Raw genomic sequence first — 16,980 nt, 5'->3', positions numbered from 1 at the left:
CCTATACCACCACCAGCATAGACATCAAAGGTACCATTTCTTTTGCCAAAAATCCTAAATCTTTATAATTTGCATGGCCCTCATTGTCTACCACAGAGAAACCAATTTTATATTTACGTGGTAATGCTAAGGTACCAATTAAAGATACAGCATACTCACTAGCTGCTTGCAAGTAAGGAGTCACTGCAAATGGCTCATCAGGATGTACCCCATGTAATGGGCTTGCCGTTACATTACGCAAGTTATCTCCACCAGTACCACGATTATAGATGTCATGTTCAAAACAGTCTTTATACAACTCTAAGATTTGTTCACCTTGTAATTGATGGAATTGAATACATTGACCTGTTGTGAAATGTACATATTTTAAATCGTATTTCTTTACAGAATTTACCAAGAATTTCATTTGGTAAGGAAGAATACGAGATCCCAAGAAACGCAAACGCAACATTGCACTTTCATGTCCGCGTTCTGCATAACTACCAAATCCTCCACCAATGCCTTTGAAATCCTTTGGGGCGATTTCCTTCTTAAAGAAACCTTCAATCCCTGCTTGGAACTTTTCAAACTCTCCCGCAAATCGTTGTCGTACTTCTTCTGAAATAGCCATTATACTTTCTCCTCTCCTGAGCACTCGCTCAATAGAAAACTCTTCTCCCCAAGTATAACAGATATTAAGGCGGATTTCTATAGATTGAAATCCGCCTCTTTTCATAGGTTATATCACTTAGTTATACAGTGTAATAACCGCCTTCTATTCATTTTTCTATTCGATGAAAGCCACAACTCCATCAGTCAATTCATTCTGCAATTCATTAGAACGATCTTCAGAGTCGAACGTATCATCAAACGTCACCGCCATACGACGAGCTTTTGCTTTCATGCCTTGTACAAGACGCATAAACATCTTTTTAGTTCCTTCATCATCGCTATACACAATATCCTGCACATCATCCACTAATAATAAATGTAGCTTACAGTATTCTTCCATATAATCTGCCACTTCTCCATAGGTCACGCTGTCGTCGTATTCTTTAATGAATTGCGCTCCTGTCACATAACGAACACGGATAGCAGCATTCTGTTTCACTGCCTCTTCTTCCATCGCCTTCAATAGATGTGTTTTACCCACATCAGCTTGACCAAATAAAAATAGTACTGGCTCAAAGCACTTTGTAAAATCAGTCATCGCCAACGCAGAAGCCATAGCGAATTTATTTTTCTCTGTTACCTTGAAAGTTTCAAATGTTTGCATAATTACTCCTTATTTCCTAGCCACAATGGAAAAGAGTGGCACTGGATTATATAATTCATCTTCTTTATCATAGATACGGCTACTCACTGCCATATCTAGATATACTCTAGAAAAACCTGCTTTCCGAATCATGTGCACATCCCAATGGGGGCGATCCATACGACTGATCGATAGTCCTTCCGTAATAGCAATGCATTCTTGCATAGTCTCATTCGATACGGTCTCATGAATATGATGCTGTGCCACCACAGGCACTTTGAGTTCTACTCCATAATCACCATCGATATTTATAAGCACCCCTTTCGGCGCTAGCACCCGATACCATTCCTTATAGGCTGATTCCACATCTAGTAAGATCCAGGTTAGATTTCTCGCTAAAATCACATCGAAAGACTCATCTGGAAAATCTAATTTCATCGCATCCATACAGTGAAAGTCAACTTGACCCATTAGAGAGTCATGTAACTCTATAGCTTGTGCTTTAGCTACATCAATCATTTCTTTCGTTACGTCTACGCCAGTTACCGAATAACCCTTCTGAGCCAACAAAAATGCCAAAAAGCCCGTCCCCGTACCTAAATCTAAAATACGTTGGTGAGTATCTTTAATATGTGGTGTTATTTCACGCAACCATCGTGGCGCTAGATTTGATTGTAATTCCTTCATGCGTAGCGCACCAAAATCATCGCTTCGCCCTTTCCAATAGGCCATAATTCTATCTCGTATCTGCATATACCCTCCTTGCATCGTATCGTATTATACCATGAGGAACATGGTTTTGTATGTATCTTGAGTCACGAACAGATGGATAAAGGCCTACTAAAATACCTTGAGATTCCACACTAAAGTACGTACTCCGCAATGTGGACATACTTGCTCAGTTACTGGCATCTCTAGTGTAAAATGAATGATACGGTATGAGTTTGTATATGTCTATTTTATTGCAACAAAAAATGTTGGTAGCTACTCTTATATGAGTAGCCCCAACATTTGGTATAGAGCCGTTATAATAACTACAAGATCTATAGAGGGTGTTTTTATACTTAACTACAAATTATAATTTATCAAAAAGATAAACTATTTTACTTCTGCCCAACCTAAAGCAGCACGTTTAGCATCCATATCTGCTAAGATTTTTTCAGCTACTTTAGCAGGATCTGTATTAACATACATAACAGAACCTAAGATGTCTTTAGTGTCTTCTTTCAACCATTTTGTTACAGCATCAGAGCCTTGTGTAGGTGGCTCAACGCAGTGGTAAGAGTTAATCCCCATTAGGCGGAAGCCAAGGGATGCATCGATACCTTTTTCGTTAGACCATTCAGGACTAGACATTGCAAATGGCATTTGTGGTAAGTTAAGACCTAATTCAGCCGCAATACCACCAAAGATACCAGAAGAACGAGCATTATCTACACATTCACCAACATGCCATACTGGTGGTTGATCATCACCCAAGAACTCTTGTAATGCAGGGCTACATTTTTTAATAGCATCTGTATTACAGTAACCAAGTTTCATCAATGGGAAGGATGCACAACCATTTGTTAAGATGATACAGCCATTTTTAATAAGTGTATCAACGATATCTACAGTAGCTTTTTCGTAGATAACGCGAGGGTTAGAACAACCTACTACGTTAACGATACCACGAACTTTGCCAGATTTTAAAGCCTCTGCCAATGGTTTGAAGGAACCATAATGTTTAACAGTAGATTCTGGAGAGAAACCAACTTCTGCAGTGATTTCGTATGGTGGAATGAATACAGGCATACCTTTACGCAATTCATGAGCTTCAAGAGCACGATCCAAAATTTTGCGCGCCAATTCTTTTGTCTCAGACAAGTTAGTATGGTGATGATCGTAACCGATATGCTCAGCACCTGGCAAACGAGCTGCATCAGATGTAGTAATAACTTTTGTGTTAAAGCAACGTGCTACGTCCATGATAGCAGGATATACGTCTTGAACGTCAGCTACCCAGCAATCAAGAGCGCCGGTACCAAGTACAAGTTCAGCACCGATAGCATTACACAATGGAATTACATTTTCATAACGGTACATACTAGATAAGCCAGAGCAGCAAATACCGTAGAATTGGATGCCTTTAGCACCGATAGCTTTTGCTTTTTCTAAATACTCTTCGGACGCACCAATTGTACAAATTTGAGAAACCAATGTTGGTAAGTGACCATGAACAGCTATATTAACATAACCTTTTTTCAAAGCACCAATATTAACTTTGGATGTACGGCGACCGCCTTGACCGAATAATGCATCAGTAGCGATATCTGCAGCTACTACACCAGTAAATGTGAAAGCAAGACCACAACGCAAGAATTGTTTCATATTACTTTCCCAATCGCCATCTGTACCTACGGTTGTACGATGATATGCATCAAAGGCTTCATTGTATGCGGAAACAGGCAAGATATCCAAGTTTTTCCAAACTTCGCGACGCTCTGCAGGAGCCAACGCTGTAATTGTTTTATATTCACCTGGCAATGCACGGCTCAAATCTTCGAGCAATACATCCGCTAAATCATTAGCTACTTCTTTTAAAGAACGACCTTCTTCAGGGATGTTGAAAGCCTTACATACAGTACGGATTTTTTCTTCCCCTAAAATCGGAATATCCAATTGGTCATTAGCAGCAGCTTTCAAAGAAATCAAAATTTCACGAGCATGCGCACCATGTTGAGTCAAACCACCTGCAGCAGCACGTGTCATATTACGAGCTACGATGAGGTCAGCATCCGCACCGCAGACACCGCGAGGACTCTTAGGTGTAATTTTACAAGGGCCCATGAAACAGATACGACAACATATACCAGCAATACCAAATGTACATTGTGGTTGTTGTTTATCAAAACGATCAAATACTGTATCGCAACCAATTTGCTCCATGCGGAGAATCATTTCGCGCACAGCAGGATCTGGTGTTTGTTCGATAACATCTTGTTTGGTAGGCCATGTTTTTCGATATTCAGCAACGGCTTTCATGTAGTCATTTACACCATGTTCATGAGGCACGCCTGGTTCATGAGTGTGTGGCACCCATTTATCCGTTGGTAGTGCTTTGTCATGACTGTGATCATGGTCGTGATGGTGACCGCCACAATGGCAATGGTCATGATGATTGTCATGATCATGATGGTGATGATGTTCGCCATGGCTATGGTCATGGGTATTTTTGTTTTCCACATCTTTACTCATAATGAACCTCCTAGGGGCCTACATAGGCCAACCGTCAATAACATGAAAACATATTCTACTTTTATTTCGATTTTTAAAACACTATACTTGTAGGTTTTAAACCCTACTCCTAAATAGGTTTTAAATTACCTTAAGTATATTCTCTGACTAGACATCTGTCAATTACTTTTTGAGATTTTTTTGACTCATTTTTATCAAGAAAGGCTGCATTTACTATATTTATCAAATCCGATATTTTCAGTTTTCCTTCACAAAGCAAAAGAGTTTAATTCCCGTAAATTTCAGGAATTAAACTCTTTAATCGATAGAATAATATAGCTAGCAAGATTTGCTCATCAAGTACGGGATAGCTTTCAGGAGCTTGAGAATAAATTATCGTCCAATCTTTCATTATCCTTTACTTATTAAACGTATATCTTTACTTTTTTCTTAAATCTTTACTTTTTATCCTGTTTTTTATATGATAAGTAAAGATGAAAGAGGTGCCATATGTATAATTATCAAGGATTACTCCGTCTATTACAAGAACATAACCTACACAAATCTCACTTAACGCAATTACTTCACATGTCTTCAAGAACTATCGCAAAAATTTCTAAAGGTGAAAGACTTTCACCCTCAGTCATACGCAAGTTATGTGAGTACTTTTCTTGTTCCCCAACAGATCTCTACACACTAGAGTCTGACAACCCCATCCTTAAACAGTTGCGAGAAGAAAAAGAGCATGGAATCTCCGGTGGACTTTACCATGAACTGCAAGTGCGCATGACCTATAACTCCAACCACATAGAAGGCAGTAAGTTGAACGAAGAGCAAACTAGACATATCTTTGAAACGAACACGATCCACGGAGATGAAAGTCTGTCCGTTGATGATATTATCGAAACCGTCAACCACTTCAGAGCCATCGATTACTGCATTGATATCGCAGAAGATCCTCTCACAGAAGAAAACATCAAACACCTTCACTATCTATTAAAAAATAATACTAAAGACGAAAGACTTCCTTGGTTCAAAGTAGGAAACTACAAAACACGACCGAATGTAGTCGGTGGCATAGAAACCTCAAAACCTGAGCAAGTAGCAGGAGATATACAAAATTTACTAACATGGTATACCAGCAAACAACATATTTCATTTGAAGATATCCTGGAATTTCATTTCCGTTTCGAACGCATCCATCCATTTCAAGATGGAAACGGCCGAGTAGGTAGACTCATTGCCTTTAAAGAGTGTCTAAAACACAATCTAATCCCCTTTATCATCGAAGATAGCAAAAAATATTTTTATTATCGAGGCTTAACAGAATTTTTACGTGAACCAGGATACCTCATCGATACCTGTTACGATGGACAAGACACGATCAAACGTCTATTGGAATACCTTGAGATTCCACACTAAAGTACGTAGATACAGGTAGTATTTTTTCTAGAAGTATGCTAGAATATACATATAAAAAAGAAGAGCCATTAACGTGTGTACGGCGTTAGGCTCATCTCAAAGGGTTTTGAATGAAATGTGCCTAACGTGTTGAGGTGGTCAGACCTCTTTTACGTTAGGCTTTTTTTCCAAAGGAACGCCGTCTCGTGTAGTAGCTTTGTGGCGTTTCTATCTGACAAAATCACACAAACGCAAGAAGAGCACGACATATTCCGGAGCAAACCTAACCACTGTATCAGTTTGCGTAGGAATATGTCGTGCTCTTCCCTTTATCTGTATCAGCTAGCGACGCCACAGGCTACATAGCGATACAAGAGACGTCCTTATCGAAGAACCTTCTCTAGTAACGATTTATAACTATCCACTACATCATAGACCACATTACCAGAGCTAATGGCCTTGAAATGTTCTTTAGCACAATGAATTTAGGATTCCTCGATACGACGCAATTGCATAGAATTCATAGACCCTTTTGTTTCGGCTATAAAATAGATATGCTTAACATCACCTTCATAGAATGCAATGGCCCAATCTGGGTTATAGCGACCCACCGGTGTCGTAATATAGAACCCATCTGGCAATTTCACATAGACCGCTACATTCTCATCAGAATCTAACTCTTTAGCAAAATTCAATTCATTCGTAGAATCGTATACTACATGGTCATAGAGATGTTTCTTCGCCTTCATCGCATTGCCCTCTAAGCGACCTTTGATGGTCACATCCGTAAACAAGGATGTATCATAACTTTCATCGAGCACATTATATGTAATATGCTCGATGATGGCCGTAGCTTTTTCATCATTAATCAAAGATGCGGCGCGAAGGATAAATTCTTCTGGATTCCATTGGAATTGCTTAAAGACATCGGAACGAATCCCTTGTAATATTTGAATCACAGCTTTTCGTGTAAGCCCTGTTTCTTCCACTAATTTCCCAACCAAATCATATCGAATACTGGAACTAGCCTCTACAGAAATATTCCGATTTTCTGCCTTTTCCTTAATAAAAGATGTTCCTGCTAATAAGTCAGCTTTAGAATCTATCGTATTCATAACACCTGATTCTACCGTTACATATACTTTTGGTACATGCAGCTTAAGATTTAATGCATCAATGGAATTACGCACTAATTCATCCGTATCGAAATCGACCACATACACAGACTTCGTATTAATCTTCGACCATAGAGCCTGAAACTCTGGCATGGCTAATTTATCTTCATCTACTGAAAGTTCCACATTATTTTGACGGGCATTTTCTGGCATCATATGGTGACTATCAAAAACTGTATCTAAGATATTCATAATACTTGGCAACTTGTTATCCCAATCATCAGAAATAGATACAGTACCACTCCGTTTATCCGCATGGTAGGACTCTGTAATCTGTCCCTGACGATTAATATATCCCTTCAGAAGTAAATCTGTATAGATATTCGATGCCATATGTGCATCAACAATATGTGTTTCGCCTTGACTATCTACTAATATCTTACCTTTAAAGAGGTCCGCACTGACAGCGACTGGTCGCTCTCCAATCGCCTCTGCCAATTCATTTTGTAATCCTTTGGCAAAACTATCGTAGCTTTCACTGGCAATGACGGTAAGTACATTCACAGCATGCACATCGTTACCTAGAACATTCTCATCCATCCGTTCCCCATCTTGATTTACACAGAGACGAAGCCCACGACCTACTTCTTGTCGTTTGCGGACCTAGCTAGAACTTTGCTTCAACGTACAAATTTGGAATACATTGGGATTGTCCCAACCTTCCCGTAAGGCCGAGTGAGAGAAAATAAACCGCACAGGAGATATCTCAGGGTCACGATCCAACAAGAGTTCCTTGTTCTTCATAATCAAATCGTAGGCACTCACATCATCTGTGGTAGTTTCCTTACGACTTAGCTTAGAGTCCACCATAGCACCTTGCTTGTCCACGGAAAAATAACCTGCATGAGTCTTTTCTAGAGCAATGGTATCCAAATAGCGCACATAGTCATCTTCCCCCAATCGAGTTTGTAGGTTCCCTACAATGTCCCTGTATTCCTCTTCAAACATATCTGCGTAGATGCCATTAAAAGCATCCTTCGCCTCATTGTATTGTTTGTACTTTGCCACTTCATCAATAAAGAACAAGGACAAGACTTTGATTCCTTTATAGAATAACTCTCGTTCCCGCTCAATATGGGACAAGATGGTTTCACGAATTTGAATACGACGAATTTGCTCTTCGCTCACCTTGCCAATCACATCACCAGCATAGATTTTGATACCGTTGATAAACTCAATGGAATCATCACGACCATCACAATACGAGATACCACAAATCCATCTTTATATTCTTCCATATTCCCAGAATGGTCATACAGATTATAGCCTTCCTTCAACGTTCTCGTAATCTTACGTATACTAGAGGCACCTTTGCAATCAAATTGAATCGTCGCCGTCGGTGCAGACTTAGATAAATTAATCTTTTCCAAATAGACATAACTATCCGTAGCCGTACTACCTGATTCACTAATCCCTTTTACAGCAATCTTTTTCACCAATCGCTTGTTATAGGCTTCCATCGCATCTAAGCGGTAGACCATGTTATAAATACTGTCACTTTTTTGGGTCGCTGAATAGCGCAATGTCATGAGAGGATTAAATTTCTTTAAACTTTCCTTTGTTTTCGTTCCCTCTACAGATTGTGGTTCATCAATAATTAGAATGGGGTTCGTTTTGGCAATGATATCGATGGGCTTACGCGAGCGGAATTCATCCAATTCCATATCAATACGGCGCGCATCCTTGCCAGTAGCATTGAAAGCTTGCGCATTAATAATCATCACATTGATGCCACTATCCGAAGCAAAACGGTCAATATCTGTGAGCTGTTTCGAATTGTAGATAAAGTAGCGAATTTTCTTACCATACTCTTCCACAAAATGATCTTCCGTTACCTGAAAGGATTTATACACACCTTCTCGAATGGCCACAGTCGGAACCACCACAATGAACTTCGTCCAACCATAGTGTTGATTGAGCTCATACATCGTTTTAATATACATATAGGTCTTACCTACACCTGTTTCCATTTCCACCGTGAGATTGTAACGGCCCTCTAATTGGTTGGACACCTGAATTTGATGTTGCCGTTGTACCTCTCGAATCCGCTCCAATACAAGTTGATCCGTCATAGCAGGTACTAGTGGTTCATTGCGCCAGCCTGTGAAATCTTCCTCAATCAAGACCTGTTGTGCAGATTTGACCACACCCGTATCCATCATATAGGACTGTGTTAAGTAGGGTTGTCCAGCAAAGACATCCACCACCGCTTTCGCTGCATCCGCTTGAAACCGTTGATGCTTAAATCGTAATTTCATAACACCCTCCTAAATGACCTTAATCCGAGTATCTGGGGCTAAGGCTTTAAAGATTTCTCCTACATTAATCTTCGATGGACTATCCACAAAACTGCTATCACGGAATACAGCACGAAGAGGTTGTAACTTCGCTATATGACGAATCACCGCATCTGGTACATTCGCATCGAAACAAGCTATCAAGTCCCCATCATTATAATTATGAATCGTACATCCATCCACTACCTCAGAAGAATATGGCAAGGACAATGGCAAGCCCCATTCTAGTAAACAACCGAACAACAAGTCTAAATCCGTCCGATCTTCCTTCACATTATTCTCTAATGTAGGTAGCATCTCTTGAGTAAACGCTTGAGGTGCGTAGTACACATCCTTCATATTTGTATCATCTAGCTTAAGCACACGGAAACCGATGTCGAGATTTTCAATCCCTTCCTTACCTTCATTCTCTGAAAGAATCTTTTGATCAGCCCGGCGGATGCGTTCCTTGCCGATTTCGGTGAGAACATGAGGCGCATTAAGTCTCTCTAAATATTTAATAGCCATTGTAAGAGTATTAACTGCATCCTTTTGAGCTTTCGATAAAGCAAACTCCAGATCCTCTTGAACTTGAACTAGAATAAATTTTCTACTCGCTCCATCCATAGCATTAGATAAAAGTGTTAAATGTGCTGTGGTTCCAGATCCACATGATACATCAACTACAACTCATTTCTTTTTTGTTGCAAAAGAACAACGCATTTTGATATTTTTTCAGATATTCTATCACTAGAATGTTTTTTAGAGAAGCCATACATATTCATGAGCAAAAAATCTAATCTCCTAATTTCTTCGTCCAATTTCAACTTTCTATAGAATTCACAAATAGTTTTATCTGTAATAAATTTATTCTCCACTTTTATATAGTAGTTCTTGTCTCTATAAAATAATTCTGTTATACTTCCATCATCAACATTAAATTTCGAAGAATATACTTCATCCCATATAAAATCTTTCTTTGCTCTATTACATTTTTTACACGAAAGCACTAAATTTTTTATTTTACCTGCATTTATAGAATCTCCATTAAATGATGATTCACATAAAAAATGATCGATTTCAAATAATTCAGAACTTACTACATCCGTTGTTATTCCACAATATGAACATTTATCGCTGTATATGTCTCTAAATAACTTATGATAAACACTATCTTTTTTATTTATTTGGTTATATATTATTTTAGTTCGAGAATGTTCAGCTTTTATTTGCTTTTCTAAAGCGTCTTTTTCAGACACTATATTTTTTTTGAAACCCAATATATCGTATTTCTATAATCATTCTTCATATAATTTTCTCATTTCTTCAAACGCCTTAATAAGAGTATCTATGTCAGCCTTTGTTAAATTATCGTAATTTGATAATCCATTAATAGAATTCTCCATTTTTTCAAAAAGATATTTTTCCACATATCTTTTTTGAATAAATATTTTTTAAAATATTCCTATTTAAAATAATATTTTTCGTAGCATTTACTATTTCTTTATTCCAGTTATCTTGAAAAAAGGAATCCTCATCACAATGATACGTATTAGAATTATATTTTTTTAATGTGCTATATTCCATCTTGTCTTGGTATTGGGTAATTACTATTATTTCTTTAAACGGAAAATTTTTTTAATTATCAAGCCAAGCTCTTCCCCAGAGATTTTGTTATCTTGTACGTTTCCATTTTCAAAAAGCATTGAATCCAAAAACAATATATCAGCTTTTTGAATTTTATCATTCTCAATCAAGTCTTCGTAGGAATATTTATTTTCAAATTTCAATTCTGAATATTTATATTCAGCCTTATCATTTGAATATGAATTTAAATATTTCGAAACATACAAATCAATTTTGTCATCTACATAAAGCATAGTTATTAATTCCATCTTAAATCGTTTCCTCCATTTCAAAACTAAATTCAAATCCACCCTCTCCCGAAATAGAAAGAATTTTTCCTTTTGTAAATTAATTGTATTGTTAATTATCCACATCCCAAGACCGTGTCCATTTGTTCTGCTTGTTTCATGCGGTTCTAAAATAATTCTTGGGTTATCTAAATATTTTTTTGACAATCCCTTCCCATCATCGTAATATGATATTTTTAGCTTATTATTATCTCTACTAATTACAATTTTTATTTTTAATTCATTAGCTTCGCTGTTTTGTTGAACACTATTTAATATTAAATTATCAAATATAGTGTAGAATGTGTCTTTTGATATATTAAATTCTACTTTATCATCTATACACGTTTCTATACGTAACCAAGAATAATCTTTTTCCAACCTTCTAATATTTGATTTAAAATTTCTTTTATATTTAAACATTTCGAAAAAAATTGATTTTTTTCTACTTTTTCTAAAATCGCATCAATAAATCTCAGTATTTTTTTACTGCAATATGATTATTTTCTAATAAACCTGGTATATCTTCACACGCAATTTCTCTATTCTCTGGACTATTAACAATTTCCCAAACCCTATATTTTTTAAAGCATTAACGATGTCATCATAGGATGGTTCCATTTGATTTCTGTCGTTATTTATTTCATGTGCTATTGATGTAGCCTTCATTCCTGAGGTTGCTAGAGCATTTAAAATTCTAACATCATATTTATACCTTGCTTCTACATTTGCTTTCTCTTGTTCAAATTTTTACTATCTTGTTTAAATAATTTTAGTTCATTAATAAGCTCATCCTGTTCACTTTTATCTAAATTTTCTATCCTTTTAGGATTTTTAACAATTTCATCTGATATTTTTTTATAGGTGCTTCTTCACCTTTATTTTTTTATTATTTTTCGAATTATTTTTGTCTATATCTTTCAAATTCTTTAATACCAGTTAATATAATTTGAACGAATAATTTATAGTATATATTTTCATCTAATCCTTGTCTATTCATAAGATCTTGCAATACTATATTTTGTTGCTTATCAATCAATACATATCCAGATATTTGATTTTCTCTAACTCTCCAAGCCCCTGTGGGATGTGATGCCGCTGCTGGAGATTTTCTTGTTCTTTTCCCTAATCCTAACCAATCTCTTTCACCTTCAAACGATGATATGCTAAAAGCATTTCTATAAAGAATCACCCCACTATCAACACTTTCATCAGTACTTAAATATTTATATAAAATTTTTCTTTATCTTGCTTTGTTGCGTTTAAGTTGAAAAGTAAGTTTACAGAGAATCCCCCAAGTTTCTCTAATTGAGAAAATAATTCTTCTCCTTCCACCTCAGCAATTTCATTACCTTCAAATTCATCAAAAATATTCACTTCACTTTTATATATATTTAAATCCATTTCTGAACAATACTTTATGGCTTCACTATCAAATTCGTCTGAAAGCACTAATACAGACAGTATTCCTTTATTATATTTTAGTACAATATTCGATCTACAATTTTTCCCAGGTTCAGGTTTTGGAAAATGCAACTTCACAAATTCATCGTATTCATTAGCTATAATCCGTATCTTCATAGCCGTATCATTATATGTTTTCTCAAGGTACTTATTTAATTTTTCAATTCTCCTAAGAGTCCATTTTTCTCTAAGATTGTTTATTATTATACAAGTACCTTTATTTTCTATGCTAAAATCTAAATCTAATGTTGATTTATCCCAATCTGTTTTCCAAACAACTCCATCTTTTTGTGCCTTTTTACTATACAATTGTATATTTTCACCTAATCTAGACAAGGCAAAACGACCTACTCCTTTCGCTCCTGCTTGCACTCTAACATTATTATTTGTATCAATGAAATCGTAGCCTTTACTGCTTTTTCCAATATGCATCCAGTGTTTCTTTATATCCTCTGAATCCATGCCATCTCCATTATCAGTTATTTTCAGAGTTGTTTTATCTACAAATTCTAATTTGACAACCGACGCCCCCGCATCATATGCATTTTTAACTAATTCTAAAACTGCAGCCTCATCATTGGAAAAGTTCTGTACACCTAAAAGCTCTGCAATTGTATTATCTTCAATACTGTATTTAAGATATTCCATATTTCCTCCGTTAAAAATTAAATTCTTCAATATCTTTTGATGTAATTCTCAATGAACTTCCGCTAACATTTATCCCCACTTTCATTACATATTCCATAAAATTTTCACTTTCAAGAATTTCTTTTGCAAAAGCCAAATTATATTCCTGATGTTCATCTCTTAAAGAAATGTACATCCCTGCATATGGAATACATGCCTCATCTAGTCTATATACAGCCACTTTATCTGTAATAATAGTTGATATAAGTAATTTTTCACACTTAATTCCTAAAAGTGCTTGCGTTCTTCCGTACTCAAACCACTTTGATTTTTTATCTGATTTCCTTTTTATTAAGTCTTCTTTGAATTTTGTTAAGTAAGAAAAAGCCCCAGGATATAAGTTTTTAAATTCTTTTTCTGTATATTTTATTAATTGATTATCAATATACTTATAAGGAAAAATAATTATTTCCTCTTTACCATATCTCATATTTCTTGGTGTTGCAGTTGGCATAATTACATCCTTTTCGATCATAAATTTTCCAACCTTATAGTATTCATCTACCTCATCGTACATATCTTCATTAATTACATACGCTTTATTCAACAAGGTTGCTACCACGTGAGATACTTTGAAATAATCTCCAAACCGTTTCTTACCAATGTTAAACTCATTAGAAAAAACCCATTTCTTTCTAATTGTTTTTTACAAATATATAACCCACTATCATTACTCATATTTATATATTTGATTTTTTCACTACAATCCTTTTTATCTACTATTATAATTGCTGACTTTACCAACGCATTATCAAATATTTTTCTTTTGTATAATCTTTTATTTCAACAATATACTGAACCATAAATTCTCTAAGCTTATTTCCAAAAACAGTTTTAAAAATACTACTAGGTATTAAATATGACATTTTTCCTTCACTTGATAATGACTTAATACTATGTTCTATAAATGCATAACAATAATCAAATTTTCCTTGTCTGCAAGTTTCATATTTATCCTTAATAAATGTTCTTTCCTCTTGAGATAAATTACTGTAAGTTATATATGGAGGATTACCCACTATAAAATCAAATTGTATATTTACCTCACTTTTTAAATAATCTTCATTATAGATTTTCCATTCAACATCTTGTATCCCATTTTTTTAACAAGTAAATTCAAGTTACAAATACACTTTTCAAATTGATTTTTGTCAATTTCAAATCCAAAAATATTGTTTTCTAAACCTTTTTTTATTTTTTTTTAGAAAATTTAAGTTCTATTGCTTCTTCAATGTACCTATTAACTATTTCAACAAGTATATTTCCATCGCCACAAGAATTTTCTAATATTGTTTTATTTACTATATTTTTATGATAATCAACAGAGTCCAATAACTCTTTAACATAATTTGTGGGAGTAAAAATTTGACATTTATTCGCTATTTTTTTTTCATTTGTTTTTTTAATCATCGAAATACTCCAGTTTTTTTATTGCTTTCTTATTTAATTTTTCCAAGGACACAATTTGAGTTCTCGCAAGCTTTCTAAGTTCTATCATTCTTTCTTTTTAAACCATATCTTTACCAATAAGAATTGCATTATAACTTTTCCATGCAAGCACCAGTAACTCATTCAGACCTGCATAATCTCTCATATTGCCTTTCAAATCTAGATTTTCTTCACGCCACTATTTTACTCGTTTGTTAGATAAGTCAACATCGAGCATATCTGCTTTACTTGCATATTTATAGAATAACTGTTCGTTGGTAAGATCTTTTAATAGATATTCTTTGATTGCATCTGTATGGATTTTATAGTTAATCTTAGAAATTTCTCTATTCAAATTCCAACCTAATGATAGCTTAGAATTTTCATCTAACTTAAGCCTTTTGTAATCTTGGATTAAATAGAGCTTAAACTCTGCTGAAATCCACGAAGCCAATTCCATTGCTATATCAGGATCAGCGAACGTTCCTCCGCCTCTCCCAGATTTAGAAACAATACCGATAGCATTTGTATTTTCAGTCCATCTTTGAGGCGATAATGTGAATGCATTTGTTCCTGCTTCCTTTCTAAAGGAGTCGAATTCGACCCCTTTAAAATTAGGATTATGAATAGTCTCCCATAAACCAAGAAATTCAATTGTATCTCTTACTCTTAGCCAGTTTTTAACAACATCTTTAGGTTCATGCACATTTTTGTATCTTGCAATATCCGTTAAACTTATATAGTCATTTTTAAAGTCTTCAGTATAAATTGGAATAGCAAAACCTTTTGCTTCAATCGTGTCTTTTTTCACCTTAGACATGTGAATGCCTCCTTTATGCTCATGCACTATTTACAACATTTATTTTCGTAATAACTGTTCTAAATAGCACCCCAACAATTAATTTTTTTGATTTTAAACTTTGGTAAAAGCTCTAAAACCCTTGTATTTACTCGATTATTTGCCTGTGACATTATTATGACACGAAACCTGGAAAAGAAATCTAGTATAATATCATCATCGCTGGTAAATCGTCTTGTAAAATCAAGTAATATCTCAATTGGTTTTTGCAAGCTAAATGGAGGTTCATCCAATTCAAATAGAGTGGCAAGAGCATTAGATGCAGAAGCTTGTGTTCCAAAATTACATGTTGTTTGCGGTGATTCAACTCCACGAATTTTTTTCACTTGTATTTTTCCTGTAGAGTTAAAGAAAAACTCTACAATTTTTTGACTATTTGAATCAACAAGTTTTTCTTTATCGCCATAAAAATACTGTTCCATCTGATTTATTTGTGTGAATTCTGCCTCAATAGTAACATCTTCAACAAGCTTATTGTCCTTTGCAACCATTTTCCCATCAATTATATTAAAGTTTATCGTATCCCCTGCTTTACCAGATAAAGTGGTGCCATCAGGAGCATTAAACTTAGTTCCTTTTGGAAATGTAAATAAAGAAGCTAGATGTCTACCTTAAACTTTTTTATAGCTGCAGCTTCGAATTCATCATCAAGAGATCTAGGAGCCTTAATATTTTTGATATTCTTTTCAATAGCAAGAATATATTCATAATAACCCTTGTAAATTCCAGACTGAGCACTAACACTTTTATCCCAAATTAATGTTGCTATAATATTTTCCTGTCCAAAAAAACTCGCCACATATGTTTATTAAAGAACTCAGCTCACTATCATTAGTTGAGATAAAAATAATTCCATCATTGCACAATAAATTACGTGATAGTAACACTCGAAAATAGATCATAGAGCACCAATCAGAATGATATCGTCCTGCGGTTTCTTCATTCTTAAACATCCGATTCCCTACGTCATCGTATTCGCCAGCTTCCTCTGCATAGTCATCTCGATCCATTTTAAAGTCATCGTTATAGATAAAATCATTCCCCGTATTGTACGGTGGATCAATATAAATCATTTTTACTTTACCAAGATAACTTTCTTGCAATAATTTCAGCAATTGCAAGTTATCACCTTCGATATATAAATTCTCAGTTGTATCCCAGTTCACACTTTCTTCCTTGCAAGGGCGTAATATTTTGCGAATCGGTTTGTTCGCCTCTACGATGGATGCTTTCTTGCCAACCCAAGTAAACTCATAAGCTTCCTTTCCATCCACTACATCCTCCGATAACATTTTGCGTAACATCTCAAAATTAATAGCCCATTTTA

Annotated in this window: 19 protein-coding genes; 1 reads left to right on the top strand and 18 read right to left on the bottom strand. The window is 35.3% G+C overall.

Annotated elements, in window-relative coordinates:
* Window position 1: 1 nt before the first annotated feature.
* The 4 genes from HMPREF9200_RS08420 to cooS form a co-directional block, all read right to left on the bottom strand.
* Complete coding sequence (locus HMPREF9200_RS08420; protein ID WP_009353390.1) at window positions 2-610, bottom strand: nitrite/sulfite reductase ferredoxin domain protein; 609 nt, start codon at window positions 608-610, stop codon at window positions 2-4.
* 156 nt (window positions 611-766) lie between these two features.
* A complete protein-coding gene (locus tag HMPREF9200_RS03220) occupies window positions 767-1,255 on the bottom strand; it encodes a DnaA ATPase domain-containing protein (RefSeq protein WP_009353438.1) in 489 nt (162 codons plus the stop codon).
* Between the two features lie 9 nt (window positions 1,256-1,264).
* Window positions 1,265-1,987, bottom strand: a complete 723-nt coding sequence (locus HMPREF9200_RS03215) for a class I SAM-dependent methyltransferase (protein WP_009353322.1) — start codon at window positions 1,985-1,987, stop codon at window positions 1,265-1,267.
* Between the two features lie 345 nt (window positions 1,988-2,332).
* Window positions 2,333-4,471: an anaerobic carbon-monoxide dehydrogenase catalytic subunit gene (gene cooS / locus HMPREF9200_RS03210; RefSeq protein ID WP_009353300.1), complete on the bottom strand. Its 2,139-nt coding sequence runs from the start codon at window positions 4,469-4,471 to the stop codon at window positions 2,333-2,335.
* Window positions 4,472-4,960: 489 nt separating this feature from the next.
* Here cooS and HMPREF9200_RS03205 point away from each other — a divergent pair, with 489 nt between their 5' ends.
* A complete protein-coding gene (locus HMPREF9200_RS03205; RefSeq protein WP_009353376.1) occupies window positions 4,961-5,872 on the top strand; it encodes a Fic family protein in 912 nt (303 codons plus the stop codon).
* A gap of 464 nt (window positions 5,873-6,336) precedes the next feature.
* Here the strand turns inward: HMPREF9200_RS03205 and HMPREF9200_RS08960 are convergent, their stop codons facing one another.
* From HMPREF9200_RS08960 to HMPREF9200_RS08945, 14 genes are all read right to left on the bottom strand, one after another.
* On the bottom strand, window positions 6,337-7,566 hold the full coding sequence (locus tag HMPREF9200_RS08960; protein WP_009353418.1) for a hypothetical protein: 1,230 nt from the start codon (window positions 7,564-7,566) through the stop codon (window positions 6,337-6,339).
* Window positions 7,567-7,629: 63 nt separating this feature from the next.
* The gene (locus HMPREF9200_RS08955; protein WP_255260719.1) at window positions 7,630-8,154 is read right to left on the bottom strand and encodes a hypothetical protein; all 525 of its coding nucleotides are present in this window, start codon (window positions 8,152-8,154) and stop codon (window positions 7,630-7,632) included.
* Between the two features lie 8 nt (window positions 8,155-8,162).
* Window positions 8,163-9,284, bottom strand: a complete 1,122-nt coding sequence (locus HMPREF9200_RS08950; protein ID WP_009353346.1) for a DEAD/DEAH box helicase family protein — start codon at window positions 9,282-9,284, stop codon at window positions 8,163-8,165.
* A 9-nt stretch (window positions 9,285-9,293) separates the two neighbouring features.
* The gene (locus tag HMPREF9200_RS03195) at window positions 9,294-9,929 is read right to left on the bottom strand and encodes a hypothetical protein (protein WP_009353297.1); all 636 of its coding nucleotides are present in this window, start codon (window positions 9,927-9,929) and stop codon (window positions 9,294-9,296) included.
* 56 nt (window positions 9,930-9,985) lie between these two features.
* Window positions 9,986-10,561: an HNH endonuclease gene (locus HMPREF9200_RS03190; protein ID WP_176604746.1), complete on the bottom strand. Its 576-nt coding sequence runs from the start codon at window positions 10,559-10,561 to the stop codon at window positions 9,986-9,988.
* Window positions 10,562-10,915: 354 nt separating this feature from the next.
* The gene (locus HMPREF9200_RS08545; protein WP_009353347.1) at window positions 10,916-11,638 is read right to left on the bottom strand and encodes an ATP-binding protein; all 723 of its coding nucleotides are present in this window, start codon (window positions 11,636-11,638) and stop codon (window positions 10,916-10,918) included.
* Window positions 11,639-12,116: 478 nt separating this feature from the next.
* Window positions 12,117-12,407: a hypothetical protein gene (locus tag HMPREF9200_RS08540; RefSeq protein WP_009353295.1), complete on the bottom strand. Its 291-nt coding sequence runs from the start codon at window positions 12,405-12,407 to the stop codon at window positions 12,117-12,119.
* Between the two features lie 26 nt (window positions 12,408-12,433).
* Window positions 12,434-13,327 carry an ATP-binding protein gene (locus HMPREF9200_RS08535; protein ID WP_009353378.1) on the bottom strand — a complete coding sequence of 298 codons (894 nt, stop codon included), beginning with the start codon at window positions 13,325-13,327 and terminating at the stop codon, window positions 12,434-12,436.
* A 10-nt stretch (window positions 13,328-13,337) separates the two neighbouring features.
* A complete protein-coding gene (locus tag HMPREF9200_RS08845; protein ID WP_009353270.1) occupies window positions 13,338-13,928 on the bottom strand; it encodes a hypothetical protein in 591 nt (196 codons plus the stop codon).
* 175 nt (window positions 13,929-14,103) lie between these two features.
* Window positions 14,104-14,460 (bottom strand): N-6 DNA methylase, encoded by a 357-nt coding sequence (locus HMPREF9200_RS08840; RefSeq protein WP_218015395.1) that lies wholly within the window; start codon window positions 14,458-14,460, stop codon window positions 14,104-14,106.
* A gap of 97 nt (window positions 14,461-14,557) precedes the next feature.
* Window positions 14,558-14,776, bottom strand: coding sequence for a hypothetical protein (locus HMPREF9200_RS08835; RefSeq protein ID WP_218015393.1), 219 nt, complete (start codon window positions 14,774-14,776; stop codon window positions 14,558-14,560).
* Between the two features lie 217 nt (window positions 14,777-14,993).
* A complete protein-coding gene (locus HMPREF9200_RS03165; RefSeq protein WP_009353420.1) occupies window positions 14,994-15,614 on the bottom strand; it encodes a KilA-N domain-containing protein in 621 nt (206 codons plus the stop codon).
* 59 nt (window positions 15,615-15,673) lie between these two features.
* Entirely contained in the window at window positions 15,674-16,144 is a 471-nt protein-coding gene (locus HMPREF9200_RS08830) for a hypothetical protein (protein WP_009353317.1), read from the bottom strand.
* A gap of 255 nt (window positions 16,145-16,399) precedes the next feature.
* The gene (locus HMPREF9200_RS08945) at window positions 16,400-16,927 is read right to left on the bottom strand and encodes a DNA methyltransferase (RefSeq protein ID WP_255260718.1); all 528 of its coding nucleotides are present in this window, start codon (window positions 16,925-16,927) and stop codon (window positions 16,400-16,402) included.
* Window positions 16,928-16,980 lie beyond the last annotated feature (53 nt).

Source organism: Veillonella sp. oral taxon 780 str. F0422 (genome assembly GCF_000221605.1).
GTDB lineage: Bacteria > Bacillota > Negativicutes > Veillonellales > Veillonellaceae > F0422.
Note: the sequence above shows the minus strand (reverse complement) of the source record. Positions and strands in the feature narration are given on the sequence as shown.

Excerpts from the sequence above, each read along its gene's own strand:
- HMPREF9200_RS08420 (WP_009353390.1), bottom strand. The coding sequence starts at position 610 with ATGGCTATTTCAGAAGAAGTACGACAACGATTTGCGGGAGAGTTTGAA.
- HMPREF9200_RS03220 (WP_009353438.1), bottom strand. The coding sequence starts at position 1,255 with ATGCAAACATTTGAAACTTTCAAGGTAACAGAGAAAAATAAATTCGCT.
- HMPREF9200_RS03215 (WP_009353322.1), bottom strand. The coding sequence starts at position 1,987 with ATGCAGATACGAGATAGAATTATGGCCTATTGGAAAGGGCGAAGCGAT.
- cooS (WP_009353300.1), bottom strand. The coding sequence starts at position 4,471 with ATGAGTAAAGATGTGGAAAACAAAAATACCCATGACCATAGCCATGGC.
- HMPREF9200_RS03205 (WP_009353376.1), top strand. The coding sequence starts at position 4,961 with ATGTATAATTATCAAGGATTACTCCGTCTATTACAAGAACATAACCTA.
- HMPREF9200_RS08960 (WP_009353418.1), bottom strand. The coding sequence starts at position 7,566 with ATGGATGAGAATGTTCTAGGTAACGATGTGCATGCTGTGAATGTACTT.
- HMPREF9200_RS08950 (WP_009353346.1), bottom strand. The coding sequence starts at position 9,284 with ATGAAATTACGATTTAAGCATCAACGGTTTCAAGCGGATGCAGCGAAA.
- HMPREF9200_RS03195 (WP_009353297.1), bottom strand. The coding sequence starts at position 9,929 with ATGGATGGAGCGAGTAGAAAATTTATTCTAGTTCAAGTTCAAGAGGAT.
- HMPREF9200_RS08545 (WP_009353347.1), bottom strand. The coding sequence starts at position 11,638 with ATGTTTAAATATAAAAGAAATTTTAAATCAAATATTAGAAGGTTGGAA.
- HMPREF9200_RS08535 (WP_009353378.1), bottom strand. The coding sequence starts at position 13,327 with ATGGAATATCTTAAATACAGTATTGAAGATAATACAATTGCAGAGCTT.
- HMPREF9200_RS08835 (WP_218015393.1), bottom strand. The coding sequence starts at position 14,776 with ATGATTAAAAAAACAAATGAAAAAAAAATAGCGAATAAATGTCAAATT.
- HMPREF9200_RS03165 (WP_009353420.1), bottom strand. The coding sequence starts at position 15,614 with ATGTCTAAGGTGAAAAAAGACACGATTGAAGCAAAAGGTTTTGCTATT.
- HMPREF9200_RS08830 (WP_009353317.1), bottom strand. The coding sequence starts at position 16,144 with ATGGTTGCAAAGGACAATAAGCTTGTTGAAGATGTTACTATTGAGGCA.